23 protein-coding genes and 1 pseudogene are annotated in these 22,366 nt (G+C 70.0%); 14 read left to right on the top strand and 10 right to left on the bottom strand.

All coding sequences use genetic code 11. From position 1 onward, the window contains the following. Positions 1-2: 2 nt before the first annotated feature. The gene (gene dinB, locus ACWDOP_RS05905; RefSeq protein ID WP_456344137.1) at positions 3-1,229 is read left to right on the top strand and encodes a DNA polymerase IV; all 1,227 of its coding nucleotides are present in this window, start codon (positions 3-5) and stop codon (positions 1,227-1,229) included. Between the two features lie 40 nt (positions 1,230-1,269). Here the strand turns inward: dinB and ACWDOP_RS05900 are convergent, their stop codons facing one another. Continuing rightward, complete coding sequence (locus ACWDOP_RS05900) at positions 1,270-2,313, bottom strand: FAD-dependent oxidoreductase (RefSeq protein ID WP_456344136.1); 1,044 nt, start codon at positions 2,311-2,313, stop codon at positions 1,270-1,272. A 346-nt stretch (positions 2,314-2,659) separates the two neighbouring features. On the opposite strand from ACWDOP_RS05900, the gene ACWDOP_RS05895 reads away from it, so the two are divergent. Together ACWDOP_RS05895 and ACWDOP_RS05890 are read left to right on the top strand one after the other, a co-directional pair. Next, complete coding sequence (locus tag ACWDOP_RS05895) at positions 2,660-3,538, top strand: ABC transporter ATP-binding protein (protein ID WP_456344135.1); 879 nt, start codon at positions 2,660-2,662, stop codon at positions 3,536-3,538. Further along, complete coding sequence (locus ACWDOP_RS05890; RefSeq protein ID WP_456344134.1) at positions 3,535-4,737, top strand: ABC transporter permease; 1,203 nt, start codon at positions 3,535-3,537, stop codon at positions 4,735-4,737. The genes ACWDOP_RS05895 and ACWDOP_RS05890 overlap by 4 nt, the downstream gene beginning before the upstream one ends. 6 nt (positions 4,738-4,743) lie before the next feature. On the opposite strand, the gene ACWDOP_RS05885 is transcribed toward ACWDOP_RS05890, so the two are convergent. Further along, positions 4,744-5,547 carry a class I SAM-dependent methyltransferase gene (locus ACWDOP_RS05885; protein ID WP_456344133.1) on the bottom strand — a complete coding sequence of 268 codons (804 nt, stop codon included), beginning with the start codon at positions 5,545-5,547 and terminating at the stop codon, positions 4,744-4,746. 120 nt (positions 5,548-5,667) lie between these two features. On the opposite strand from ACWDOP_RS05885, the gene ACWDOP_RS05880 reads away from it, so the two are divergent. Continuing rightward, positions 5,668-6,903 (top strand): site-specific integrase, encoded by a 1,236-nt coding sequence (locus ACWDOP_RS05880; RefSeq protein WP_456344132.1) that lies wholly within the window; start codon positions 5,668-5,670, stop codon positions 6,901-6,903. Between the two features lie 148 nt (positions 6,904-7,051). Continuing rightward, entirely contained in the window at positions 7,052-7,387 is a 336-nt protein-coding gene (locus ACWDOP_RS05875) for a DUF4913 domain-containing protein (RefSeq protein WP_456344131.1), read from the top strand. A gap of 121 nt (positions 7,388-7,508) precedes the next feature. On the opposite strand, the gene ACWDOP_RS05870 is transcribed toward ACWDOP_RS05875, so the two are convergent. From ACWDOP_RS05870 to ACWDOP_RS05860, 3 genes and pseudogenes are all read right to left on the bottom strand, one after another. After that, positions 7,509-8,255: a class I SAM-dependent methyltransferase gene (locus ACWDOP_RS05870; protein ID WP_456344130.1), complete on the bottom strand. Its 747-nt coding sequence runs from the start codon at positions 8,253-8,255 to the stop codon at positions 7,509-7,511. Positions 8,256-8,355: 100 nt separating this feature from the next. Next, positions 8,356-8,652: pseudogene (locus ACWDOP_RS05865) on the bottom strand (GNAT family N-acetyltransferase); the annotation flags it as partial. Positions 8,653-8,697: 45 nt separating this feature from the next. Then, positions 8,698-9,591 carry an oxidoreductase gene (locus tag ACWDOP_RS05860; protein ID WP_456344129.1) on the bottom strand — a complete coding sequence of 298 codons (894 nt, stop codon included), beginning with the start codon at positions 9,589-9,591 and terminating at the stop codon, positions 8,698-8,700. Between the two features lie 65 nt (positions 9,592-9,656). On the opposite strand from ACWDOP_RS05860, the gene ACWDOP_RS05855 reads away from it, so the two are divergent. Both ACWDOP_RS05855 and ACWDOP_RS05850 read left to right on the top strand, forming a co-directional pair. After that, entirely contained in the window at positions 9,657-10,256 is a 600-nt protein-coding gene (locus ACWDOP_RS05855) for a TetR/AcrR family transcriptional regulator (protein WP_456344128.1), read from the top strand. 25 nt (positions 10,257-10,281) lie between these two features. Next, on the top strand, positions 10,282-11,097 hold the full coding sequence (locus tag ACWDOP_RS05850; protein ID WP_456344127.1) for an acyl-CoA thioesterase: 816 nt from the start codon (positions 10,282-10,284) through the stop codon (positions 11,095-11,097). A 55-nt stretch (positions 11,098-11,152) separates the two neighbouring features. Here the strand turns inward: ACWDOP_RS05850 and ACWDOP_RS05845 are convergent, their stop codons facing one another. Both ACWDOP_RS05845 and ACWDOP_RS05840 read right to left on the bottom strand, forming a co-directional pair. After that, entirely contained in the window at positions 11,153-11,416 is a 264-nt protein-coding gene (locus ACWDOP_RS05845) for a hypothetical protein (RefSeq protein WP_456344126.1), read from the bottom strand. A gap of 244 nt (positions 11,417-11,660) precedes the next feature. Then, positions 11,661-12,278 (bottom strand): TetR/AcrR family transcriptional regulator, encoded by a 618-nt coding sequence (locus ACWDOP_RS05840; RefSeq protein ID WP_456344125.1) that lies wholly within the window; start codon positions 12,276-12,278, stop codon positions 11,661-11,663. Positions 12,279-12,341: 63 nt separating this feature from the next. Here ACWDOP_RS05840 and ACWDOP_RS05835 point away from each other — a divergent pair, with 63 nt between their 5' ends. From ACWDOP_RS05835 to ACWDOP_RS05820, 4 genes are all read left to right on the top strand, one after another. Next, complete coding sequence (locus tag ACWDOP_RS05835; RefSeq protein ID WP_456344124.1) at positions 12,342-12,749, top strand: nuclear transport factor 2 family protein; 408 nt, start codon at positions 12,342-12,344, stop codon at positions 12,747-12,749. A gap of 251 nt (positions 12,750-13,000) precedes the next feature. After that, the gene (locus ACWDOP_RS05830) at positions 13,001-13,150 is read left to right on the top strand and encodes a hypothetical protein (RefSeq protein WP_456344123.1); all 150 of its coding nucleotides are present in this window, start codon (positions 13,001-13,003) and stop codon (positions 13,148-13,150) included. Next, a complete protein-coding gene (locus ACWDOP_RS05825) occupies positions 13,150-13,671 on the top strand; it encodes an O-acetyl-ADP-ribose deacetylase (RefSeq protein WP_456344122.1) in 522 nt (173 codons plus the stop codon). Before ACWDOP_RS05830 ends, ACWDOP_RS05825 begins: the two co-directional genes overlap by 1 nt. A 100-nt stretch (positions 13,672-13,771) precedes the next feature. Beyond that, positions 13,772-14,104, top strand: a complete 333-nt coding sequence (locus tag ACWDOP_RS05820) for a transcription initiation protein (protein ID WP_456344121.1) — start codon at positions 13,772-13,774, stop codon at positions 14,102-14,104. Between the two features lie 72 nt (positions 14,105-14,176). Here the strand turns inward: ACWDOP_RS05820 and ACWDOP_RS05815 are convergent, their stop codons facing one another. Further along, on the bottom strand, positions 14,177-14,578 hold the full coding sequence (locus tag ACWDOP_RS05815) for a hypothetical protein (RefSeq protein ID WP_456344120.1): 402 nt from the start codon (positions 14,576-14,578) through the stop codon (positions 14,177-14,179). A 66-nt stretch (positions 14,579-14,644) separates the two neighbouring features. Further along, the gene (locus ACWDOP_RS05810; RefSeq protein ID WP_456344119.1) at positions 14,645-15,184 is read right to left on the bottom strand and encodes an SRPBCC family protein; all 540 of its coding nucleotides are present in this window, start codon (positions 15,182-15,184) and stop codon (positions 14,645-14,647) included. A 236-nt stretch (positions 15,185-15,420) separates the two neighbouring features. Here ACWDOP_RS05810 and ACWDOP_RS05805 point away from each other — a divergent pair, with 236 nt between their 5' ends. The 3 genes from ACWDOP_RS05805 to atzF are packed head-to-tail and all read left to right on the top strand — an operon-like array spanning position 15,421 to position 21,463. Then, a complete protein-coding gene (locus ACWDOP_RS05805; RefSeq protein ID WP_456344118.1) occupies positions 15,421-16,131 on the top strand; it encodes a GntR family transcriptional regulator in 711 nt (236 codons plus the stop codon). A gap of 5 nt (positions 16,132-16,136) precedes the next feature. Continuing rightward, positions 16,137-19,754, top strand: coding sequence for an urea carboxylase (uca, locus tag ACWDOP_RS05800; protein ID WP_456344117.1), 3,618 nt, complete (start codon positions 16,137-16,139; stop codon positions 19,752-19,754). Further along, the gene (gene atzF / locus ACWDOP_RS05795) at positions 19,751-21,463 is read left to right on the top strand and encodes an allophanate hydrolase (protein ID WP_456344116.1); all 1,713 of its coding nucleotides are present in this window, start codon (positions 19,751-19,753) and stop codon (positions 21,461-21,463) included. Before uca ends, atzF begins: the two co-directional genes overlap by 4 nt. Before the next feature lie 175 nt (positions 21,464-21,638). Here atzF and ACWDOP_RS05790 read toward each other — a convergent pair whose 3' ends face one another. Next, positions 21,639-22,352: an SDR family oxidoreductase gene (locus tag ACWDOP_RS05790; protein ID WP_456344115.1), complete on the bottom strand. Its 714-nt coding sequence runs from the start codon at positions 22,350-22,352 to the stop codon at positions 21,639-21,641. Positions 22,353-22,366: the final 14 nt, after the last annotated feature.

Here is a 22,366-nt window from a genome sequence, read left to right as displayed (position 1 = left end):
ATATGTTCGTGTCCGGTTCCGTGAGCAGCGCGAACGACCGCCCCGCGCGGGCGGCGATTCTGCACGCCGACCTGGACTCCTTCTACGCCTCGGTCGAGCAGCGGGACGATCCGCGCCTGCGCGGCAAGCCGGTGATCGTGGGGTCGGGGGTGGTGCTGGCGGCCAGCTACGAGGCCAAGGCGTACGGGGTGCGTACGCCGATGAACGCCCGCCAGGCCCTGCGGCTGTGCCCGCACGCCATCGTGGTGCCGCCGCGCATGTCGGCGTATTCGCGCGCGAGCAAAGCGGTGTTCGAGATCTTCCGGGACACCACCCCCGAGGTCGAGGGCATCTCGATCGACGAGGCGTTTCTCGACGTGAGCGGGCTGTGGCGGATCTCCGGCACGCCCCTGGAGATCGCGCGGGCGCTGCGGCTGCGGGTGCGCGACGAGGTCGGGCTGCCGATCTCGATCGGGGTGGCGCGCACCAAGTTCCTGGCCAAGGTAGCCAGCGCGGTGTCCAAACCCTATGGGCTGCTGGAGGTTCCGCCGGATCGGGAGCTGGAGTTCCTGCATCCGCTGCCGGTGGAGCGACTGTGGGGCGTGGGGGCGGTGACCGCGCGCGAGTTGCGCGAGCGGGGCATCACCCGCGTCGGGCAACTCGCCGAACTGGGCGAGGGCCCGCTGTGCGCGGCCCTGGGCCCCGGCGCCGGGCGGCATCTGCACGCCCTGGCCTGGGCGCGAGACCCGCGCCGGGTCGAGACCGGCGTACGCCGCCGGTCCATCGGCGCGCAGCGGGCACTGGGCCGCCGGACCCGCACCGACGCCGAGATCGAGGCTTATCTGTACGGCCTGGCCGATCGGCTCGGGCACCGCCTGCGCGCCGGCGACCGGGTGTGCCGGACGGTCGTGCTGCGCTTGCGCTTCGACGATTTCGCCCGCGCGACCCGCTCCCACACCCTGTCCGAGGCGACCGACAGCGGGACGGCGATCGCCGGCGCCGCCCGCACCCTGCTGACCGCGGCGCTGCCGACGATTCACGAACGCGGCCTGACCCTGGTGGGCCTGTCCCTGACCAATCTCGAACACGCCGCCACGATGCAGCTGACGCTCCCCCTGGAACCCCGCGCGGAGTCGACCCTCGACTCGACCCTGGACGCCCTGCGCGACCGGTTCGGCGCGGGCACCGTGACCCGCGCGGCCCTGCTCGGCCGCGGCGAGGGCATGTCGGTCCCGATCCTGCCCGACTGACCGGCATCGGTAGATCTGCCCGGGCCGCAGGCGGTCTCGTTCAGCGTGCCCGGGCGCGCAGGGCCTGTTCGCGGTCGGCGAGGATGAGGCGGCGGCGCTCGGCCATCGCGGCGGCGGGTGAGGCGCCGGACAGGTGGGCCTCGTACACCGCGTGCGCGTCCTCCAGGGCGTCGCGCGCGCCGACACCGGCGGCGGGGGTGATGGCGTGGTCGGCGTCGCCGATCAGTACCACCGGATCGCTGGGGGTCGCGGCGTCGGTGAGGGGCACGTTGCGCGCGTTGCTGACGTGCACCGACTCCGTGGTCTCCAGGAACGTCCTGATCAGGGACTGATTGGAAGGCGTTGCCGCGGTGATGGTCTCGGCCCACTCGCCGATCGGGCGGTGGCCCAGGTCGTCGGTGCCGGGTAGCGCTGCGCGGGGAACGCGCAGGAACCACAGGGCGGCCGGATCACCCGGGCGCCAGATGTGCCCGAGGGTGCTCGCGGGTGCGCGGTTCTCGATCTCGGCGAAGAAGTGCAGGGTCGCGGGCTGGGTGTCGAGGGTGACGGGTCTGCCGGTCATGCCGTACAGCACCACGTCGCCCGCGTACTCGGTGCCGCGCTCGGGCTCGAGGCCCGCGCGCACGACCGAGTCGATGCCGTCGGCTCCGACGATGAGCTCGTCCTCGACCACGGTCGTGTCCTCGCCCCGGCGCAGTACACAACCGCGCTGTGTCACAGTGACATCGGTGATCGGGGCGCCGTACACGGTGTCCACCCCCGCCTCGGCGATGAATTCGCGCAGGATCTGCACGAGCGCGTCCCGCATCCAGAAGCGGTGCCCCCGCCCGTTGATCGCCCCGCGCCGCCCGAGGCTGTTGGCGTAGACGAGCCCGCCGGCCACCGGGTAGGACGCGGCCCGCACCATGTCGCCCGGCACACCCAGTTCCGAGAGTGCCCGGTGCCCACGGTCATCGATGAACAGGAACGCTCCGCCCCCGCTGTCGCGCCCCTGCTGCTCGTACAGCCGCACCCGTTCCCCGCGCAACGCCAGTGCCCCGGCCAGCGCCGCTCCCGCGATACCGCCACCGATAACCGTCACCATGCCGGCAACCCTCCTTGCTCGTCGATGAGAATTCGGTCCCGCCCGATCCCACGGATGGAACCCCCTCCGCCCCCGCGCTTCCCGACCCGAAACGGTCGGTCGCATCCACTCCCCGACCGGCCCGACCCACCTGCCCGTCGCGCCCGGATCAGCCCCACCCGTTGCAGTGTATGCACACTCGCATTCCGTGCCGAGCGGCTTCGCTCCGAGTTCGTCCCGCTCGCTGTGGGATTCGCGGCGCTTGCGGCCGGGCCGGGACGCGCGTCCCGGGCAGATGGGCGGCGGCACCGGCGGCCGCCTGGAAGAGTGGCGGCGGATACGGCCGACTATGACGTGGGGAGAGCCAATGTTGGAAGTCGCGCATCTGGTGCGGCGCTTCGGGGACGCGGTGGCGGTGGACGACGTGTCGTTCAGTGTGCCGCCCGGCGCGCTGACCGGGTTCGTCGGTGGCAATGGGGCGGGCAAGACCACCACCATGCGAATGATCATGGGGGTCTTGGCCACCCACGGCGGGGAGGTGCGGTGGGCGGGGCGGCCGGTGACGGTCGCGGACCGGCGGTCGTTCGGGTACATGCCCGAGGAGCGGGGGCTCTACCCCAAGCAGCCGGTGCGTGAACAGCTGGTTTATCTCGCGCGGTTGCGCGGGGTCGGGGCGGCGGAGGCGACCGCGCGGGCGCAGAAGCTGCTCGAGCGGTTCGGGCTCGGCGACCGGATGAAGGACAAGCTGGAATCGCTGTCACTGGGCAACCAGCAGCGGGTGCAGATCGCCGCGGCGGTGATCACCCGGCCCGCCGCGCTGATCCTGGACGAGCCCTTCTCGGGGCTGGATCCGGTCGCCATCGACTCCATGGCCGAGTTGCTGGGTGAGTATGCGGGGCAGGGTGTTCCGGTGCTGTTCTCCTCGCATCAGCTCGATCTGGTCGAGCGGCTCTGCGATCAGCTGGTCATTCTCGCGAGCGGACGGGTGGTGGCGCAGGGTTCGGCGGAGCAGCTGCGCGGTTCGGGGCCGTTGCGCTATCGGCTCGTGCTGGATGGGGATACGGGGTGGGTGCGCGAATTCGCGGGCATCCGCGTCATCGAGCAGACCGGTTCGGCCGTGCTGCTCGAGTTGGACGGGGCGAGCACCGACGCGGTGCTGACCGCCGCGCTCGGCCACGGATCGGTCCGGGAACTGGCCGAGGTGCGGCCGTCGGTGTCGGAAATCTATCGTGAGGTGACCGCATGAGCGTCCAGGCATCGAATCGGGAGAACGCGGCGCCCGCGGGTATCTGGCGCATCGTGGCCGCGCGCGAGATCTCGGTGAAACTGCGCGACCGCAACTTCCTCATTTCCACCCTCGTGACCACGTTGCTGATCGTGGGATCGCTGGTGGTCAGCGCGTTCGCCGGCAATCGCACCGAGACGCTCGACGTGGCGGTGACCGGTGCGAACGCGGCGCAGGTGGTCACGGTGGCGAATCAGCTCGCCGAGGCCGCGGACGAGAAGGTGTCCTTCGTCGCGCACGAGGCGCCCGACGCCGAGGCGGTGGTGCGGCAGGTGCGCGAGGAGTCCGCCGAGGTGGGCTTGGCGCCGGACGCGAACGGCTGGCGGCTGTACGGCAAGGCCGCCGAGAACGACAACGCCTCGACCTATCTCACCGCCGCGGCCGCGCAACTCGCGGTGCAGCGCAACGCGATCGCCGCGGGCACCTCGGTCGAGCAGCTCTCGCGCGGCGGCGCGGTCGCGTACGACGTGCTCGAGCCGGGCGCCATCGATCCCGGCCTCGCGCGGATCGTCACGCTGGTGTTCGCGTTCGTGTTCTACCTCGCCTCGATCATGTTCGGCCTGGCGATCGCGCAGAGCGTGGTCGAGGAGAAGCAGAACCGCATCGTGGAGATCCTGGCCAGCGCTATTCCGCTGCGGCAGTTGCTGATCGGCAAGGTGCTGGGCAACACCGTGATGGCGCTGGGGCAGTTGCTGCTGTTCGCCGCCGCCGGGTTGATCGGGCTGGCGGCCACGGGCAAGGGCGGGCAGGTGGGCCAGATCGGCGGGGCCGCGGGCTGGTTCCTGGTGTTCTTCGTGGTCGGCTTCCTGGCGCTGGCGAGCATGTGGGCGGTCGCGGGTGCGCTGGCCACGCGCAGTGAGGATCTGCAGGCCACGTCCACGCCACTGTCGATGCTGATCATCATCGTGCTGCTGGGCGGGCTGCTGATCACCGGCACCGGGCGGGTGATCGCCTCCTACGTGCCGATCATCTCGATCGTGGCGATGCCCGCGCGCCTGGCCGAGGGCTCGGCGGCGTGGTGGGAACCGATTGTGGCGCTGGCGATCACCGCGATCGCGACCTACGGGATCGTGGTGACCGCGGAGAAGGTGTACCGCCGCTCGCTCATGCAGACCCAGGGCCGCCTGACCGTTCGCCAGGCGCTGCGGGTGCAGGACTGACCCGGATCAGCCGGGGACGCGGGCGGTGGCGATCACGAAACCCTTGGGATCGCGCCACCGCCCGCCGGGGTTGGCGGCGAACCAGGCTTCGAAGTCGCCGGTGATCTGTTCGAGAATCGCGGCGCGGTAGGGGCTGTCGGCGGCGATGCCGCAGAAGGTGAACATGGCCTCGGCGAACCGGATGAGCGGTGCCGGGGTGTCGAAGACCAGTGCGTCGTCGAAGCGCTGAATACGGGTGTAGGGGAACACCTGTCGCAGGAGACCGGGCAGGGTTTCCAGGCTCACGGTGAACGACAACTCGCCGTCGGGTGCGAGACCATACGCGCGGGCGCGGTCGAGGATGACCGCCTCGGTGCGGGCGTAGCTGGCGGCGATGTTGATGGCCACGACGACCGTGCCGCCGGGCTTGGTGATCCGCCGGAATTCGCGCAGGGCTTCGAGCGGCTCGGGGACGTGGTAGAGCATGTGCCTGGCCGTGACGCAGTCGAATTCGGCTGTGGGAAAGGGCAATTGCCGTGCGTCTCCAAGGATCGCCTCGACGCCGGGTATCCCCCGCACCGTCGAGACCATCCCGGGTGAGGTGTCGACCCCGACGACGCGCCCGTGATGGCCGCGCTCGCGCAGGTGCGCCAGGAATCGGCCGTCGCCGCAGCCGATATCGGCGAGGGATTCGCCGCCGGTCAGAGCCAGGGTGGCGAGTACCTCGGCGGTGGGGTCCTGGGATCGTTCGCTGTAGCTGTCGTGCGTGGCCATGCGCACGCGCAGGGCATCGGGGGAGCCGTATTCGGACGAGAGCGTGGGACCGGTCATGAGCGAGTGTCCTTCTCGGGAAACGAGCCTTCCATCCTCCCACCGCGGGTGGGGTGGCCGTCGCGAATCCGGTGCGGCAGTACGCGAGTTCGCACGCGGCGGTGCCGTAGGGTCGGATCCATGACCGGTGAGAGGGAGTCGCAGGCCGTCGCGCCGTTCGAGGCCGACGCGGTGATCGCGGTGCCGGAGGCGGTGCGCACCGAGCTGCGGCGCGGGGTGCGCAGCGTGCTCGTCGATTCCGCCGCACTGCGATTGGTGCGCGAGCGGTTCGACGCCGAGCAGGCGGGGTCGCTGCGGCACTATCTCGAGGCGTCGCAGTCGGCGAATACGGTGCGGGCCTATCGCACCGACTGGATAGCGTGGGCGGGCTGGTGCGTGGCCGAGGGGCGCCAGGCGCTGCCCGCGGATCCGCTGGATGTCGCGGTGTATCTGGCCGCGGCGGCCGACGCCCGCCGCGACGGCGGTGAATGGGCTTTCAGCGCGGCCACTCTCGAACGCAAGGCGGCGGCGCTGGCGGCGGTGCACGCGGCCAACGGCCTGCCGTCCCCGACCCGCGCCGATGTCGTGCGCCTGACCCTGCGCGGTATTCGCCGCACCCGCCGGACCCAGCCCAAGCGCAAGCGGCCGGTGCTGCTGCACACGCTCGATCAGCTGCTGGGTCAGCTGCCCGAGCCGGGCTGGCCCACCGAACCCGCGCGCCGGCGTGACACGCTGCTGCTGCTCGCGGGTTTCGCGGGCGCGCTGCGCCGCAGCGAACTGGCGGGCCTGCGCATCGCCGACGTGCGGGTGGTCACCGATCACACCAGCGGCGAGCCGCTGCTGCTCATCCAGCTGCCGACCACCAAGACAGATCCCACCGGCGTGCACGAGCAGCGCGTGGTCCTCCCCCGCGGCACGCATCCGCACACGTGCCCGGTCTGCGCGTTCGCCGACTGGATTCGCCTGCGCGAGGCGCACAACGCCCGCCCCGACGCGCTCGCGGCCTGGCTCGCCGAGGCCCCGCCCGCCGCCCCGCACATCCATCGCTGTCACGGGTTCACCGGCACGACCCTGACCGATCCCGATCTCCCCCTGTTCCCCACGATCACCCGCCACGGCGGTCTGGCGCCGACCGCTATGTCCGGCCGTGCCGTGGCCGAGCTCGTGAAACGCTATGCGGCGCGTGCGGGTCTGGATCCCACCCTGTTCTCCGGCCATTCCCTGCGCGCGGGTTTCGCGACCCAGGCCGCCCTCGGCGGCGCGAGCGACCGCGAGATCATGCGCCAGGGGCGGTGGTCCAATCCGCGCACAGTGCACGGGTACATTCGGACGGCTAATCCGCTGGAGGACAACGCGGTCACGAAACTGGGTTTGTGAGATCTCCGGTGCGGGAGCCGTGAATCGATGCCCGGCCCGTGGCGTTGAGAGCAACTGTTCGGGCGGACCTGCGGCCTGGTACCGGTACGCCAAACCTTGTGCGGCCGAGTATGTTCACCGTTCTGTGGACTCGAACAACCTTCCGCCGGTGTACATATCCGTCGTCGAATTCGTGGAGAACTACCTCAGTCTCGTGTACCGGCGAGAAGTCGGGAAAGGCCGCCGGGTGTGGTGCCCACAGTGGTGGCTGCACTCGGAGGCAGTGGCGCGGCTGGATGCCCTCTGGCGGGCATGGGAGCACTGTCGGACCGACGGCAGTACGGGTTTGAGCGTGTGGTTCCTCGACCACGCCGATCCACATATGAACGTCCTGTTCGACCCGGAGGGCCCCTTCCAGTTCTGCTCGACCGCCTCCGGACACTCCGATGAGATGCCGCCACTGCAACTGGTTGCGGCCCCACCCGGCCTCTTCCCGTCACGCTGATGAAGTCGTAGCCGTCACGCCGCTAGCCTCCAATGCGTCTCGTACGCAACAGGATTGGCGTTGTGTGTTCGGCTGACGCCGGACCGGACGATGGACGCCCTCACCCGATCAGGATCACGAATCAATCGGTGTGCAGGACGAAGAACAGGAAGCACAGCATTCTGGTGTCTGGGTTGTCGCCGAACACCTCGGGGAACTTGTCGCGGGCTGCGGGTAGGGCCGGGGGCTCGGCGACGGTGGTGATGCGGAAGCCCGCTGTGGTGAAGGCATCGGTCATCGCGTGTAGGGGGCGGTCCCAGAAGCTCAGGCGAGCCGTTTGGTCGCCGAAGGTCCAGTCCTCGATGCGGTTTCGGGTTTGGAAGTAGTTGGTATCGGCGCCTGCCAGGTACTGCCCGAGGAAATTGGCGAACGGATGCTCGAGAGAGGCGACGAGTCGACCGCCGGGGACCAGTACGCGCCGCAGCTCGGCCAGGGTCGGTCCCCAGTCCTCGAGGTAATGCAGGACCAGGGAAGCTACGACGTCGTCGAAGGTGTTGTCCGGAAACGGCAGCGGCTCCGCCAGGTCGGCGAGCCTGAGGTCGGCATCGTCGCCGAGGCGGCGGCGGGCCTGTTCCAGCATGCCGGAGCTCGAGTCGATGCCGGTCACCTCGGCGCCGCGGGCGCGTAGTTCGGCGAACAGCGGACCGGACCCGCAGCCGGCGTCCAGAATCCGCCGACCGGCGACGGCTCCTGCGAGTTTGAGCATCGCGGGCCGCGCGTAGTAGGCGTTGTACAGGCTGGTTTCGTTGTCCGACGTGTAGCCCTCGGCGATGCTGTCGTACGCGCTCGCGCGGTCCGGACCGGCGGACGCGCGATCTTCCTGACTCATGAAACCATCCTGGCACGGCGGCACTCGGAACGCTGTAAACGCTTGTCAGTCAAGCTTTCCGGTGAAATATCCGCATAGCTCTGCCCAAACTCTTCGAGACCTACCGCTGCCTGATCCACCACATTTCCTGACCCGACTCGGCCGGGGCCCGCTTCTCGCGGGGCGCTATCCGGTCGAGGCGGTAACCGAGGCGGCGGGCGACGGCGGCGCTGCGCTGATTGGCCGCATCGCAGTGGATCTCGGCCCCGGCTGTGCCCGGGAGGGCGAGCGCGACTTGGGTCAGTGCTTCCGCGCTGCGGGTCATCGCACCGCGTCCGGTGTGTTCGGCGTGGCACCAGTAGCCGATCTCGAGCGCCGAGGGGCGTACGCGGTCTTGTATGCCGATTGCGCCCAGTAACGCGCCGCTGGTGAAGAAGAACCGCCGGCCCGGAACGTCTCTATCTCACGCCCCGGTCGTGACAAAGGTTGTGCCGGTGCGGGACTCGGACTCCTGCCACAGGCGGGCGGCCAGCTCGGGATCGGCGGCGGACGCCGTCCGGCCGACGAGGGTCGGGTGGCCGCGGTACTCGTAGAAGCCGTCGGGGCCTACGTAGGAGGCGCCGGGCAGATCCTGGCTCACCGCGAACAGGGTCGGGAGCGCGCCCATGTCGGGGGTCTGGGCGATGTACCTGTTGCCCGCGCGCATCGCGAGGTCCATGATCGGGCGGGCGGTGTGGCTCTGGAGGTTGGTCGCGGCCCAGCCGGGGTGTGCGGCGAGCGCGCGACGCGAATCGTGGGCCGCGTCGAAGCGGCGTTGCAGCTCGAGGGTGAACAGCAGGTTGGCCAGTTTCGACTGGGCGTAGGCCGCTACGGGGTTGTAGCCGCGGCGCTGCCAGTCCAGATCGGTCAGATCGATCGTGCCGCGCCGGTGCGCCTGCGAGGAGAGGGTGACCACACGGTCGGTGATGTGCGGCAGCAGCAGGGTGGTCAGCGCGAAGTGGCCGAGGTGGTTGGTGCCGAACTGGCGCTCGAACCCGTCGGCGGTGGTTCCGAAGGGCACCATCATGATTCCCGCGTTGTTCACCAGGACGTCGAGGTCGCCGGACCAGCGGTCGGCGAAGCGGCGGATCGAGGACAGGTCGGCCAGGTCGAGTTCGCGAACCTCGGTGTCGCCGTCGATGTGCTGGACGGCCTCCTGCCCGCGGGTGACATCGCGTACGGCCAGGACGACTCGCGCGCCGACGCGAGCCAGTTCGCGGGCGGTAACCAGCCCTAGGCCGCTGTTCGCGCCGGTCACGACCACCGTGCGGCCGCTCATATCGGGGAGATCGGATGCGTTCCACTGTGAGTTCGTCATGATTACCAATGTAGACACCGTCCACAAAGTGGTCAATGTCCACATAACTGTAGGCTCGAGGCACTATGGCCCCCGATCGTCGATACCACCACGGTGACCTGAGAGATCAACTCCTCGACGGCGCGGAGAAAGCGCTGCGCGAAAACGGAGTAGAACGGCTGTCGCTGCGCCAGGTCGCGCGCGAGGTCGGCGTCACCCACAACGCGCCCAGCCGCCACTTCCCCGACAAGGGGGCACTACTGGACGCGTTGGCGCTGAGAGGTTTCCGGCGACTCGGCGACGCGTTCGAAGCCGCCGCGACCGACGCGTCACTGCCGGTCGAGGACCGCTTCCGGACACTGGCTCGCGCGTATCTCACGTTCGCGCTGGACAATCCGACGCTGCTGACGCTGATGTTCGCGCGCAAGCACAGCGCCTCCGGTGGCGCGGCGATGGCCGAGGCCGTCACCCGCGCGTTCGCGGTGCCGGTGGCGATCACCGCCGAGGGCCAGGCGCGCGGTGAGGTGGTGGCGGGCGACCCGCTGCGGATCGGCTGGACGGTCGCGGTCGCGCTGCAGGGCCTGGCGAGCTTCGCCGGCGCCGGCCTCGTCGACCGCGACGGCATCGACGATCTGCTCGACGAGACCGTGACCCGGTTGACCCGCGGCCTGATGCCGCGCCCCTGACACCCCTTCCCCGCAGGAGAAACCCGTGACCGACGCCATCCGCCATCCGTTCGACGACGCCGTCCGGCTCACCGCCACCGGCGGCAACGACTACTCCGGGCACACCGATCCCCGCTACGCGAACATGGTCGGCCCGTTCGGCGGCATCACCGCGGCGACGCTGCTGCAGGCCGTCGTACAGCACCCCGAGCGCCTGGGCGAACCGCTCTCGCTCACCGTCAACTACGTCGCGCCGATCGCCGACGGCCCCTTCACCGTCACCGCGAATCCCACCCGGACCAATCGATCCACCCAGCACTGGAGCCTCACACTCACCCAGGACGACGTGGTGACCACCACCGCCACAGCGGTTTTCGGCGTGCGCCGCGAATCCTTCGGCGCCACCGAGATCGAGCCGCCGCCGGTTCCGGTGGCGAGCGAGGTCGCACCGGAACACACCCCCGAAGCCATCGCGTGGATGGACAACTACGAAATGCGCTTCACCGCAGGCGGTCTCAGCACGCTGGACGCGGCGACGGCGAGCGATTCGACCACCACGCTGTGGGTCCGCGATCACCCGCCGCGGCTGCTGGACCACGTATCCCTGACCGCGCTGAGCGATGTGTTCGTTCCCCGAATCATGGTCCGGCTGGGGCGCCTGGTTCCCGCCGGGACCGTCTCGCTGAGCATCTACTTCCACGCCGACGCCGCCGCGGTCGGCAAGGTCGGCGACGAGCCCGTACTGGCCACCGCGCGCTCCCAGCATTTCGGCGCCGGCTTCGCCGATCAGACCGCCGAGCTGTGGACCGGCGGCGGAACCCTGCTCGCCACCAGCCATCAACTGGTCTATTTCAAGGCGTGATCATCCCCCCGGTGTAGCGATACCGGCGAACCACGGTCCACCGGGTGACCCGGGGCTACTCCGGGTTCAGCGACTTCCAGGACTTGCGGGTCACGGCCTTGGTGCGCAGGTTGACCAGAAAGGTCCAGCCGTCGCGCAGGATCAGGCCGTCGGTGTTCACGCGGGTGACCTGCCAGGTGTCGCGACGGTTCGGGACCGGCGCGGCCGTGAAATTGCCGAAGCGGGCGTCGGGCGCGTGTGCGCGCACCAGGACTATTGCCTGTTCCGCCAGGTCCGGATCGTGTGCCGTTGCGGGCTCGGCATCGCCCATCGTTGTCATAGAACTGTTCACCTCGTGTCGCGGCGCGAGCGCCGCGGGATCGATCTTCGTTTCTTGTCGCGCATGCGGTTTCAGGCTCGGGCGGGCCGAGCCGATCCCGGGATTCGCGCGTACTACACGAGAGTTCCCGGGACCGGCGTGCATCATGCCTGATGCGTCGGCGCGGCGCTGATGCGACCCACGGGAACTCGGGCGGCGGCAGCACACGGTGTGCCGCAACGGTTTTGTCCGGGAGGCGCCGGGCTCAGGGGTCGGATGCGGGCGGGACAGCGGAATCGCCGCCCGCGCCGTTGCCGGGCGACGGCAGGGCGATGACCGCGCGGCAGGTGGCGATGATCAGTTCGTCGAGATGCTCGGGCACCGCCTTATCGGCCAGCAGATGGCGCCGGACGGCCCCGTAGGGCACATCGACGACCGCGAAAACTGTTCGCTCGTAATCGATGTCGGTGTGGCTGTCGACGAAGGCCCGCAAGGCAGCGGACAGCCCCGAGTTCACCTGATCGCGGTCGGCGGCCAGCTCTGCGGGCCAGCGCGGCACCAGGGCTTCACGGGTGTGCCGTACCAGCAGTGCCGCGTCGACCGGGTGCGCTCGGCACCAACGCGGGGTGTGCAGGGCGGCGGCTTCGAGATCGCCCGCGTCCAAGGCCGCGAACAGTCCCTCTTGGAAGCGGCCGACGGTGCGCAGCCACAGTGCGGCCAGCAGCAGATCCCGCGAGGCGAACCGGTGGTACATCGACCCGACCGGCCCGCCCAACCGCTCCGCGATGGACGCCATCGTGATCGACGCGACCCCGCCCTCACCCGCGAGCGACGCCGCGGCGTCGAGAATCCGGTCCCTGGTGAACTTCGCGGGCCTTCCCACCACTCCCCTGCTTCCAATATAGTTTCATCATTCTAGAATCCAGATTCTAATACAGGAGTGGCCATGTCCACCGCTACCGAACCCGTCGAAGCCTTCTACACCGCGGTGCGATCCGGCGACGCCGGCGCGATCCTCGCTGTCCTGCACCCCGATTTCGAGATACACACCGCCCCCGGCCTCCCCAGCGGCGCGGGCGGCACCTTCCACGGCCCCCACGAGGCCCTCACCAAGGTCTGGGGCGCGGTGAACCGCGACTTCGACACCGCTCCCCGCCCCGAGACCTGGTCCGAGACCGCCGACGGAACGATCGTCGTCACCGGCCACTATCGCGGCACCGTACGCGCCACCGGCCGCGTCCACGAGGCCGAGTTCGCCCACTTCTGGCGGGTGGATTCCGGCCGAATCCGCTGGCTCCACCAGTACACCGACACCGCTCGCTGGCACGAGGCGCTGATCCCGAACGGGCGGTAAACGCGCGAGTGTTCCACGAACAGCCGTAGCCTTCCTCGAATACGGTTGGACGACATGCACTCTCGAATGGACCTGACCGCCGAGCTGGTACGGGATCTGCTGCGCGAGCAACACCCCGACCTCGCGCACCTTCCGGTTCGGCTCGGCGCGCGGGGCCGGGACAATCAGCTGTGGCGGCTCGGCGACGAGCTGGCGGTACGGCTGCCGTGGGCGACGGAGTCCGCAGATGCCCTGCTACGCAAAGAGTTCGCGTGGGTATCCTCATCGGCGACGCCGGTCTGCGCGGCCGCCCCGGCGGCAAGCCGACGTGGGGTCCGCCCGGACAGGACGCGCTGCGGCGCCTGCTCGCGAGTCGTCGCCGATCGGGTGCGGACAGCCGCCGGATCGGCAGAATGGGGTGATGATGCGGATCGAGGCGGTGCGGGGGGACATCACCGAGCAGCGGGTGGACGCGGTGGTCAACGCGGCCAATTCCTCGCTGCTGGGTGGAAGTGGGGTCGACGGGGCCATTCACCGGAAGGGGGGCGGGGAGATCTTGGCGGCCTGCCGGGAGCTGCGGGCCTCGAAGTACGGGAAGGGCCTGGGCACCGGGCAGGCGGTGGCGACCACCGCGGGGCTGTTGCCGGCGCGGTGGGTGATTCACACGGTGGGTCCGGTGTGGTCGCGGGACGAGGACCGGTCGGGGTTGCTGGCTTCGTGCTATCGGGAATCCTTGCTGGTGGCAGCGGAATTGGGTGCGCGGACAGTCGCGTTTCCGGCCGTCTCCACCGGGGTTTTCGGGTGGCCCATGGACGACGGGGCCCGGATCGCGGTGGAGACGGTGAACGCCTCGGAGGCCGATCTCGACCTGGTGCGGTTCGTGTTGTTCGACGACCGGGCGCTCGAGATCTTCGCGGCCGCGGTGCACGAACTCGGGCGTTGAGCACGCCTTCCGGATACGAGGTCTTCGACAGGCACCGATGAGTTACGGAGGCTCGAAGCGTCAGTACTGGTGAACGGTGTCGAAACCAGGAGGATTTGTCATGCCGAAGTTCATCACCATCGGGTACGGCGACCAGGCCGGTTACGAAGGTACGGACGCGGGGGTCCGGGACACGGCGCACGCGCACGACGCGCGGTTGCGGGACGCGGGGGTCGAGATGGGAATCGCAGGGACGCCGGTGCAGGTACGCAACCACGACGGGGCCGGGGTGCGGACCTCGGAGGGGGCGTTCATGAAGTCGGAGTTGCCGGTCGCAGGGTTCGCGGTGATCGAGGCGGAGAGTTTGGCGGACGCCGTTCGGCTGGTGTCGGAAACGCCGTGTGCGGTGGCGCAGGGGGTGGTCGAGGTGTGGCCGTTGCAGGACACACCGTAGGCGACGCGACCGATTCCTTCGACACTCTGGATCCGCCGCGACCGGACCCGACGAAGAATTCCCGGCACGAAATCAGGGAATCGCGGTCTCGTGCACCGAATGCCAGCGATACCCACCGGAATCGTCGACCAGCACGGCAGTGACCCACCGCGCGGTCGCCGCGGCGGAAACCCGATGGGTCTCGCGAAAGCGGACGACAACCGCATTCCCCGCACGGGTCAGCACCACGACCTCATCGGTATCTATGCGCAACCCCGGAACCGCGTTGCGGGCTCGGCGCAGCCCCGACAGCAGCGCGTCCCGCACCGCGACCACACCGTCCACCCCGACCATCGTGAACTCCGGATGCTGTGCGGCGGCGAACCGTTCGAACACCTCGATGTCCGCCGCGCTGCCCAGCCACGCGGCGAGATCGGTGTGCAGATCCCGCACCACCGCGGCGATGTCCGGATCGGCTGCGCTGTCGTTGGTCACCCCCGAGATCGTACGGCCGTGTCCGGCACGCACCCGGGCCGCTGCGAACCCCATGTCTCGGCCTCGTCAGGACACGGCAATCGATTCGGCGTGCGCCTTGAGCGCGTGCAGGGTGGCCGGGATGCCGTGTAGCGCGTGATTGTCCCGCGGCGCGCCCAGCGGTCCCGAGAACCGGAGCAGGCGGTGGAAAGCCGAGGCGTTCGGCCACTCCCGATATTCGGTGACCAGGGTGCCCCCGGGATGCGGATCGAGGCAGTAACCCCAGTGCGGCCCGACAATGTGCACGCGAAACTCGAAGTGCCGCAGCGGCGCGACCACCGTGACCTCGCACGGGGTCGCCCACACGACGGGTCCGATGCGGTTGAGGCCGACGAACCAGGATCCGGTGCGCGGGACACCGCCGCGATGCAGCCAATAGCCGCGGCGGCTCTCGGTGCTCCAGCGACCCATGCCGGTGATGTCGGTGACCAGCTCCCAGATTCGTTCGCGCGGTGCGGCGATGAGCACCGACATCGCATCGGTCCGGGCATGTTCGGTTCGAGTGCGGATCACCCCTTCGGGCGGGCGCAGGTAGTGCCCGAAGACCGGATCACACTGTTCAGCCATGCAAACCTCACTGTCTGAGACAATCTCAGCATAGCGTGCGAGGCCGCGTCGGACAAGCAGACCGACCGCCCGCATCGGTCATCGAACCGCGCGGTACCCACGCGCCGCCGATCCGCGCTTCACCCTTGCCCGTCCGGCCGTATCTCACGGGCGGCCGATGCGCTGTGAGGGGTTGCTTACTCTCCCGTTACCGCAGGTGATTTCCGGGAAACCCCAGGCCAATAGCGTATTCAAGCATGTCGACCACAGTGGATTCACGCTCCGCCGCAGCGAGCGGACACCTGCGCGACATGGTGTATTCCACCCTGCGCGACGAACTCATGAACGGGCGCGTCAAATTCAGTCAGCGCCTGACCGAACCGAAAATCTCCACCCGCTTCGGGATTTCCCGCACCCCGGCCCGCGAGGCGCTGGCCATGCTGTGCTCGGACGGCCTGCTGCGCCGCGACGAGGTCGGCTTCAGCCCCGTCCGCCCCAGCATTCCCCTGGTCCGCGACCTGTACGAGCTGCGAATCACCCTGGAACTGGGCGGGATTCAGCGCGCGATCACCAATCCCGGTGTGCGCCACGATCATGCCCTGCTGTGGGCCGAACGTGAACGCTGGCTGGCCCTGCGGGCGAACCCGCCGGTGCAGGAGCCGTCGTTCGTGGTGGTGGACGAGAAGTTCCACGTCGCGCTGCTGACCGCCTCGGGCAACACCGAGATGGTGCGCGCCCTGGTGGCGGTCAACGCTCGCATCCGCCACGTGCGGATGTACGACTTCATGGTCAACAACCGCATCGAGGTCACCATCGCCGAACACCTGGCGATCCTCGATGCCGTGCTGGCGGAAGACCTTCCGCTCGCCTACGACCTGCTGCGCCTGCATATCGGCGAATCGTTGGATGTCGTTCTCGACCGAGTCAGCCGGGCCATGGTCGCCATGTCCCTGGCGACCGAGGAGTAGGAAACATGAGCCTGAATTTCGACACCCTGCTGGTGGCCAATCGCGGGGAGATCGCCTGTCGCATCATGCGCAGCGCCCGGGCCCTCGGGCTCAAGACCGTGGCGGTGTACTCCGACGCCGACCTCGGCGCGGCCCACGTCCGCATGGCCGACACCGCCCTGCGCCTGGGCCCCGGCCCGGCCGCCGAATCGTATCTGCGCGCCGACCGCGTCATCGAGGCCGCGCTGGCCGCCGGTGCGGGCGCGATCCACCCCGGCTACGGATTCCTCTCGGAGAACGCCGAATTCGCGACCACCGTCGCCGACTCCGGCCTGGCGTTCGTCGGCCCCACCCCCGAGCAACTGCGCGTGTTCGGCGACAAGCACACCGCCCGCGAAGCAGCCCGCGCCGTGGGCGTGCCCCTGGTCCCGGGCAGCGGCGTACTCGATTCGGTGGAACACGCGGTCGCCGAAGCCGACCGGATCGGCTACCCGGTCATGCTCAAGGCCATCGGCGGCGGTGGCGGCATCGGCATGCAGGCCTGCTTCACCACCGACGAACTGGTCGCCGCCTACGACCGGGTGCAGCGCCTGGCGCTGGCCAACTTCTCCTCCGCCGGAGTCTTCCTGGAGCGCTTCGTCTCTCGCGCCCGCCACGTGGAGGTTCAGGTCTTCGGCGACGGCGCGGGCCGGGTCGTCAGCCTCGGCACCCGCGACTGCTCGCTGCAGCGCCGCAATCAGAAGGTCATCGAGGAGGCCCCCGCCCCCGGTCTGTCCGAGGAGGTCACCGCCGAACTCCTGGAAACCTCACGCGCGCTGGCCCGTTCGGTCGCCTACCGCTCGGCCGGCACGGTCGAGTTCGTGTACGACACCGAACGCGAGGCCGCCTCGTTCCTGGAGATGAACACCCGCCTGCAGGTGGAACATCCGGTGACCGAGGCGATCACCGGCGTCGACCTGGTCGAGTGGATGCTGCGCCTCGCCGGCGGGGACGCGGCCATGCTCGACACCCTGCCCGACGCCGGACCCGCGCTGACCGGCTGGGCCGTGGAAGCGCGCGTGTACGCCGAGGATCCCGGCAACGACTACCGCCCCAGCGCCGGATTGGTCACCGAGACACGCTTTCCCGAGCACGCCCGGGTCGATTCCTGGATCGGCACCGGCACCGAGGTCAGCGCCTACTACGACCCGCTGCTGGCCAAGGTCATCACCCACGGCGACACCCGCGCCGAGGCTTTCGACCGGCTCGGGGCCGCGCTCACCGAGACCCGCGTCTACGGCGTGCAGACCAACCTCGCCCAGCTGCGCGCGGCCGCCGCCGCGCCGATCGTCCGCGCGGGCGAGCACATCACCGGCAGCCTCGCCGGGATCGACTTCGCCAGCCGCCGCGTCGACGTGGTGCGCGCGGGCACGATGACCACCGTGCAGGACCATCCGGGCCGAATCGGGCTGTGGGAGGTCGGTATTCCGCCGTCCGGCCCGATGGACGATCTCTCGTTCACCCTGGCCAACATCGCCGTCGGCAACGCCCCCGGCGCCCCCGGCCTGGAGTGCACCCTGCAGGGTCCGCGCCTGCGCTTCGCGGGTGCGGCGGTGATCTGCGTCGGCGGCGCACCCGTCACCGTCACCGTCGACGGCGACCCGGTCCCCCAGTGGGAACCGATCACCGTCGAGGCCGACTCGGTCCTGGACATCGGCGCGCCCGCGGACGCCGGCCTGCGCACCTACCTCGCGGTGCGCGGCGGCATCGACGCACCGCTGTACCACGGCAGCGCCTCGACGTTCACCCTCGGCGGCTTCGGCGGCATCAACGGCCGCGCGGTCGCCGACGGTGACGTGCTCGGCATCGCCGCCATCGCCCCCGACGCCGATCCGGTCGCCGGTCCGGTGCCGCTCGAGCACCGCCCGGCCTTCACCCACGACTGGGAACTCGCGGTCGGCGAGGGCCCGCAGACCGCGCCCGCGTACTTCACCGACGCCGACATGGCGCAGTTCTACGCCCAGCCGTGGCGGGTCGGCAGTCACGCCAATCGCACCGGAATCCGTTTGGAGGGACCGAAACCCGAATGGTCGCGCGCGGACGGCGGTGACGCGGGCCTGCACCCGTCCAACCTGCACGACAACCCGTACAGCGTCGGCGCGCTCAACGTCTCGGGCGACACCCCCATCCTGCTCGGCCCGGACGGTCCCAGCCTCGGCGGCTTCGCCTGCCCGCTCACCGTGGTCTCGGCACACCGCTGGAAGCTCGGGCAACTGCGTCCCGGCGACTCGCTGCGCTTCGCCCCCGTGGGCGACGACACCGCCACCGCGCTGCGCGCCGACACCGCCACCCGTGCCACCGGCGTCCTCGCCGACGAGGGTGCGGCACTGCGTGATCGGGGCGTCCTGGGCGCTATCGAGCACGAGAACGACCGCCCAGCGGTGCGGTACCTGCGCGGCGGCGACGACAACATCCTCGTCGAGTACGGCGAGATGGTCCTGGATCTGGGTCTGCGGATGCGCGTGCACGCGCTCTCGCGGGCGCTGACCGCCGCCGCCCCGGCCGGCATCATCGACGTCACCCCCGGCGTGCGCTCGCTGCACATCCACTTCGATCCCGATGTGCTGCCGCAGTATCGGCTGCTGGGCCTGCTCACCGAACTCGAACGCGAACTGCCCGCCACCGGTGACCTGGTGGTGCCCAGCCGCACCATCCGCCTGCCGCTGTCCTTCGACGATCCCTCCATCGCCGAGGCGATCGACCGCTACCGCAGCGGTATTCGCGACACCGCGCCGTGGCTGCCGTCCAACACCGAGTTCATCCGCCGCATCAACGGCCTGGACAGCGTGGACGACGTGCGCCGCACGGTCTTCGACGCCGAATACCTGGTGCTGGGTCTGGGCGATGTGTATCTCGGTGCGCCCCTGGCGGTTCCGCTCGATCCCCGGCATCGCCTGGTCACCACCAAGTACAACCCCGCCCGCACCTGGACGCCCTCGGACGCGGTCGGCATCGGCGGCAAGTACCTGTGCGTCTACGGCATGGCCTCCCCCGGCGGCTACCAGCTCGTCGGGCGCACCATCCCGATCTGGTCCAGCTACCGTCAGTCCGCGCCGTTCGAGGACGGGACCCCGTGGCTGTTCCGGTTCTTCGACCGCATCGTCTGGGAGCCGGTCAGCGCCGAACAGCTGCTCGAACAGCGCGCCGCCGCCCAGGCCGGCCGCTTCGACGCCGACGTCAGCGAGGGCACCTTCGCCCTGGCCGATCATCTGCGTCTGCTCGAGGAGAACGCCGCGGACATCGCGGCGTTCGAATCCCGTCAGGCCGCGGCGTTCGCCGCGGAGAAGGCCGCCTGGCACGCCGCCGGGGAATTCGATCGCTCGGTGGTGGCCGCGCCGCCGGCCGAACCCCGGGACGATCTGCTCGCCGACCTGCCCGCGGGCGCGACCGTGGTCACCGCCCCGATGGTCGGCAACGTGTGGCGCGTCGACATCGCCGTCGGTGATCGCCTGACCGAGGGTGATCCGGTGGCTGTCCTCGAAGCCATGAAACTCGAACTGCCCGTGCCCAGTCCGGCCACCGGCACCGTGCTGCGGGTACTCGCCGCGCCCGGCGCCAAGGTGGAACCCGGAACCCCACTAGCCGTGATCGGAGTCGCTGAATGACCAACCTGGAGATCTCCCCGTCCGCTCGTGTCGCGGCCGCGTACGCGCGCATCGCCGCGGCCGATCGGCCCGAAGTGTGGATCACCCTGCGGCCGGAGGCCGAGGTCGCCGCCGACGCCGCCGCGGTGGAACAGCGGGTGGCGGCGGGCGCGGACCTGCCGCTGGCCGGGCTGCTGGTCGCGGTCAAGGACAACGTCGATGTCGCGGGCCTGGCCACCACGGCGGGCTGCCCGGAATTCGCCTACACCCCCGGTGACACCGCCGCGGCGGTGGAACGGCTCACCGCCGCCGGTGCGATCGTGCTGGGCAAGACGAACCTCGATCAGTTCGCCACCGGCCTGGTCGGCACCCGCAGCCCGTACGGCGCGGTGCGCAACGCCCTGGATCCCACGCTGATCTCCGGCGGTTCGAGCTCGGGGTCGGCGGTCGCGGTGGCGCTGGGCGTCGCCGATATCGGAATCGGTACCGACACAGCGGGTTCCGGGCGCGTGCCCGCGGCGTTCCACGACATCGTCGGGATCAAGGCCACGCTCGGGATCATCCCCACACACGGGGTGGTGCCCGCGTGCGCGGACTACGACGCGCTCACCGTGTTCGCCGGTTCGCTGGAGCTGGCCGCGACCGCGGCGCGCGTCATGGCCGGGACCGAATCGCGCGATCCGCGCAGCCGGGCCTGGCCTGCCGATGTCCGGCTCGCCGCGCCGCACACCCCGCGCCTGGCCGTACCCGTGGCCGCGAACCTCGAGGCGCTGAGCCCGGAGTACGCCGCGGCGTTCGAACAGACCGTGGCGGCGGCGGTCGAGGCCGGGTGCAAGGTCGAAACCGTCGATCTGACAACACTGTTGGACGCGGCCAGGCTGCTGTACGACGGGGCGATCGTGGCCGAGCGGTACGCGGCGGTCGGGGAATTCCTGGCGTCGGGTCCGGCCGGTGCGGATCCGACCGTGGCCGCGATCATCGGCGCGGCCGCCGGCGCCACCGGCGCCGCGTTCGCGCGGGATCTGGACGCGCTCGCGCGGGCCCGCACCGAGGCGGCGCTGCTGCTCGAGTCGTTCGACGCGATGCTGTTGCCCACCACGACCGAGCACCCGAGTCTGGCGGCGGTGGAACAGGATCCGGTGGGGATCAACCGGCGGCTGGGCACCTTCACCAACTTCTGCAATCTGCTGGACATGGCCGCGGTGGCCGTGCCCGGGGTGCCGACGGCCGCGGGTGCGCCGTTCGGGGTCATGGTGGTGGTCCCGGCGTTCGCCGATCAGGTGGCCGTCGACATCGCCTCGCGCCTGCAGACCGGCGGCCCCGCACCGCTGTTCGTCGAGCACGGGGTGCACCTGGCGGTGTTCGGCGCGCATCTGCGCGGACAGCCGCTGCACTGGCAGCTCGAGGAACTGGGCGCGCGGTTCGCCGGGGAGATCCACACCACCGACGCGTACCGGCTCACCGCCATGGACACCGTCCCGCTCAAGCCGGGTCTGGTGCGCACCGGGCCGGGCGCGGGCGCGCCCATCGTGGGCGAGCTGTTCCTGGTGTCCGAGGCCGGGCTGGGCCGGTTCCTGGCGGCGCTGCCGGCGCCGATGGCGTTGACCAGTGTCGAACTGGCGGACGGGCGTTCGGTGGTCGGCTTCACCGCCACCCACGACGCGACCGCGACGGCGACCGACATCACCGAGTACGCCGGCTGGCTCGCGTACCTGTCCCGTCCACGCTGACAACGGGTTTCGGGGTCCGGTAGTAACCGCCGAAGTACAACGGATATGCCGTAGCCGCGGTGGGCCGAGGTTGAATCGCGAAAGATTCTGCCACACAGCGCTATACGGCAAATCCGTTGGACTTTCGGCGGGTTGCATCCCGTCACGGCTGTCAACGACACAGGGCAGAGGCCGATCAGGTGAGGCGGTGGCCGCCGTCCACGTGCAGGACCGTCCCGGTGATGAACCGGTTGCGCATCACGGCCAGGAACGCGTCGGCGATGTCGTCGGGTGCGCCGATGCGTCGAGCAGGTAGCTTCTCGGCCAGTTCGGCGAACACCGCTTGCGTGTCCATGCCGAGTTGGCTCCAGATGGGCGTGTCGACCCAGCCCGGCGAAACCACGTTGACCCGAACCGGCGCCATTTCGATCGCCAGCCCGTAAGCCAGGGAGGCCAACGCGCCGTTGGCAGCGGCCATGATCGTGTTCGATCCGTTGGGTCGATACGCGTTGATCCCCGAGGTGAAGGTCAGCGATTCCGTCACTGTCCCGGCGGCGTGCTTGCCGACCAGCCAGGCCCCCAGCAGTTTGGTGTTCACGACATCACGGGCCGTCTCGACCGATACCCGTGTGGTCGGGCCGTACACACCGGTGGCGTCCGCCGCGGTCACGACCACGTGGCGGACCTGCCGCACCCCGGCGAAAAGCTCGGCGACGTCCTCCTCTCGGCCGATGTCGGCTCGTCTCACGTCGACCGCTCCGTCACCGGCCCGCTCCAATTCCGCACGGGCGGTGGCCAACCGGCCCGTGGAGCGGCCGACGATCGTCACATCCTTGCCGTCGGCCACGAGGACCCGGGCCAGGGCGAACCCCATACCCGACCCGCCGCCGATGATCATTGCCTCAGTCATGGGTTTCAGGGTTC

Source organism: Nocardia sp. NPDC003693, from assembly GCF_053981095.1.
This window is presented reverse-complemented; position numbering and strand designations above follow the sequence as displayed.

What these genes read in the sequence shown, in the direction of transcription:
- ACWDOP_RS05880 (WP_456344132.1), top strand. Translation starts at nt 5,668, where the DNA reads ATGACCGGTGAGAGGGAGTCGCAGGCCGTCGCGCCGTTCGAGGCCGAC.
- ACWDOP_RS05810 (WP_456344119.1), bottom strand. Translation starts at nt 15,184, where the DNA reads ATGGCTGAACAGTGTGATCCGGTCTTCGGGCACTACCTGCGCCCGCCC.
- ACWDOP_RS05835 (WP_456344124.1), top strand. Translation starts at nt 12,342, where the DNA reads ATGTCCACCGCTACCGAACCCGTCGAAGCCTTCTACACCGCGGTGCGA.
- ACWDOP_RS05895 (WP_456344135.1), top strand. Translation starts at nt 2,660, where the DNA reads ATGTTGGAAGTCGCGCATCTGGTGCGGCGCTTCGGGGACGCGGTGGCG.
- ACWDOP_RS05790 (WP_456344115.1), bottom strand. Translation starts at nt 22,352, where the DNA reads ATGACTGAGGCAATGATCATCGGCGGCGGGTCGGGTATGGGGTTCGCC.
- ACWDOP_RS05855 (WP_456344128.1), top strand. Translation starts at nt 9,657, where the DNA reads ATGGCCCCCGATCGTCGATACCACCACGGTGACCTGAGAGATCAACTC.
- ACWDOP_RS05900 (WP_456344136.1), bottom strand. Translation starts at nt 2,313, where the DNA reads ATGGTGACGGTTATCGGTGGCGGTATCGCGGGAGCGGCGCTGGCCGGG.
- ACWDOP_RS05825 (WP_456344122.1), top strand. Translation starts at nt 13,150, where the DNA reads ATGATGCGGATCGAGGCGGTGCGGGGGGACATCACCGAGCAGCGGGTG.
- ACWDOP_RS05845 (WP_456344126.1), bottom strand. Translation starts at nt 11,416, where the DNA reads ATGACAACGATGGGCGATGCCGAGCCCGCAACGGCACACGATCCGGAC.
- ACWDOP_RS05870 (WP_456344130.1), bottom strand. Translation starts at nt 8,255, where the DNA reads ATGAGTCAGGAAGATCGCGCGTCCGCCGGTCCGGACCGCGCGAGCGCG.
- ACWDOP_RS05890 (WP_456344134.1), top strand. Translation starts at nt 3,535, where the DNA reads ATGAGCGTCCAGGCATCGAATCGGGAGAACGCGGCGCCCGCGGGTATC.
- ACWDOP_RS05805 (WP_456344118.1), top strand. Translation starts at nt 15,421, where the DNA reads ATGTCGACCACAGTGGATTCACGCTCCGCCGCAGCGAGCGGACACCTG.
- ACWDOP_RS05820 (WP_456344121.1), top strand. Translation starts at nt 13,772, where the DNA reads ATGCCGAAGTTCATCACCATCGGGTACGGCGACCAGGCCGGTTACGAA.
- ACWDOP_RS05860 (WP_456344129.1), bottom strand. Translation starts at nt 9,591, where the DNA reads ATGACGAACTCACAGTGGAACGCATCCGATCTCCCCGATATGAGCGGC.
- uca (WP_456344117.1), top strand. Translation starts at nt 16,137, where the DNA reads ATGAGCCTGAATTTCGACACCCTGCTGGTGGCCAATCGCGGGGAGATC.
- ACWDOP_RS05885 (WP_456344133.1), bottom strand. Translation starts at nt 5,547, where the DNA reads ATGACCGGTCCCACGCTCTCGTCCGAATACGGCTCCCCCGATGCCCTG.
- dinB (WP_456344137.1), top strand. Translation starts at nt 3, where the DNA reads ATGTTCGTGTCCGGTTCCGTGAGCAGCGCGAACGACCGCCCCGCGCGG.
- atzF (WP_456344116.1), top strand. Translation starts at nt 19,751, where the DNA reads ATGACCAACCTGGAGATCTCCCCGTCCGCTCGTGTCGCGGCCGCGTAC.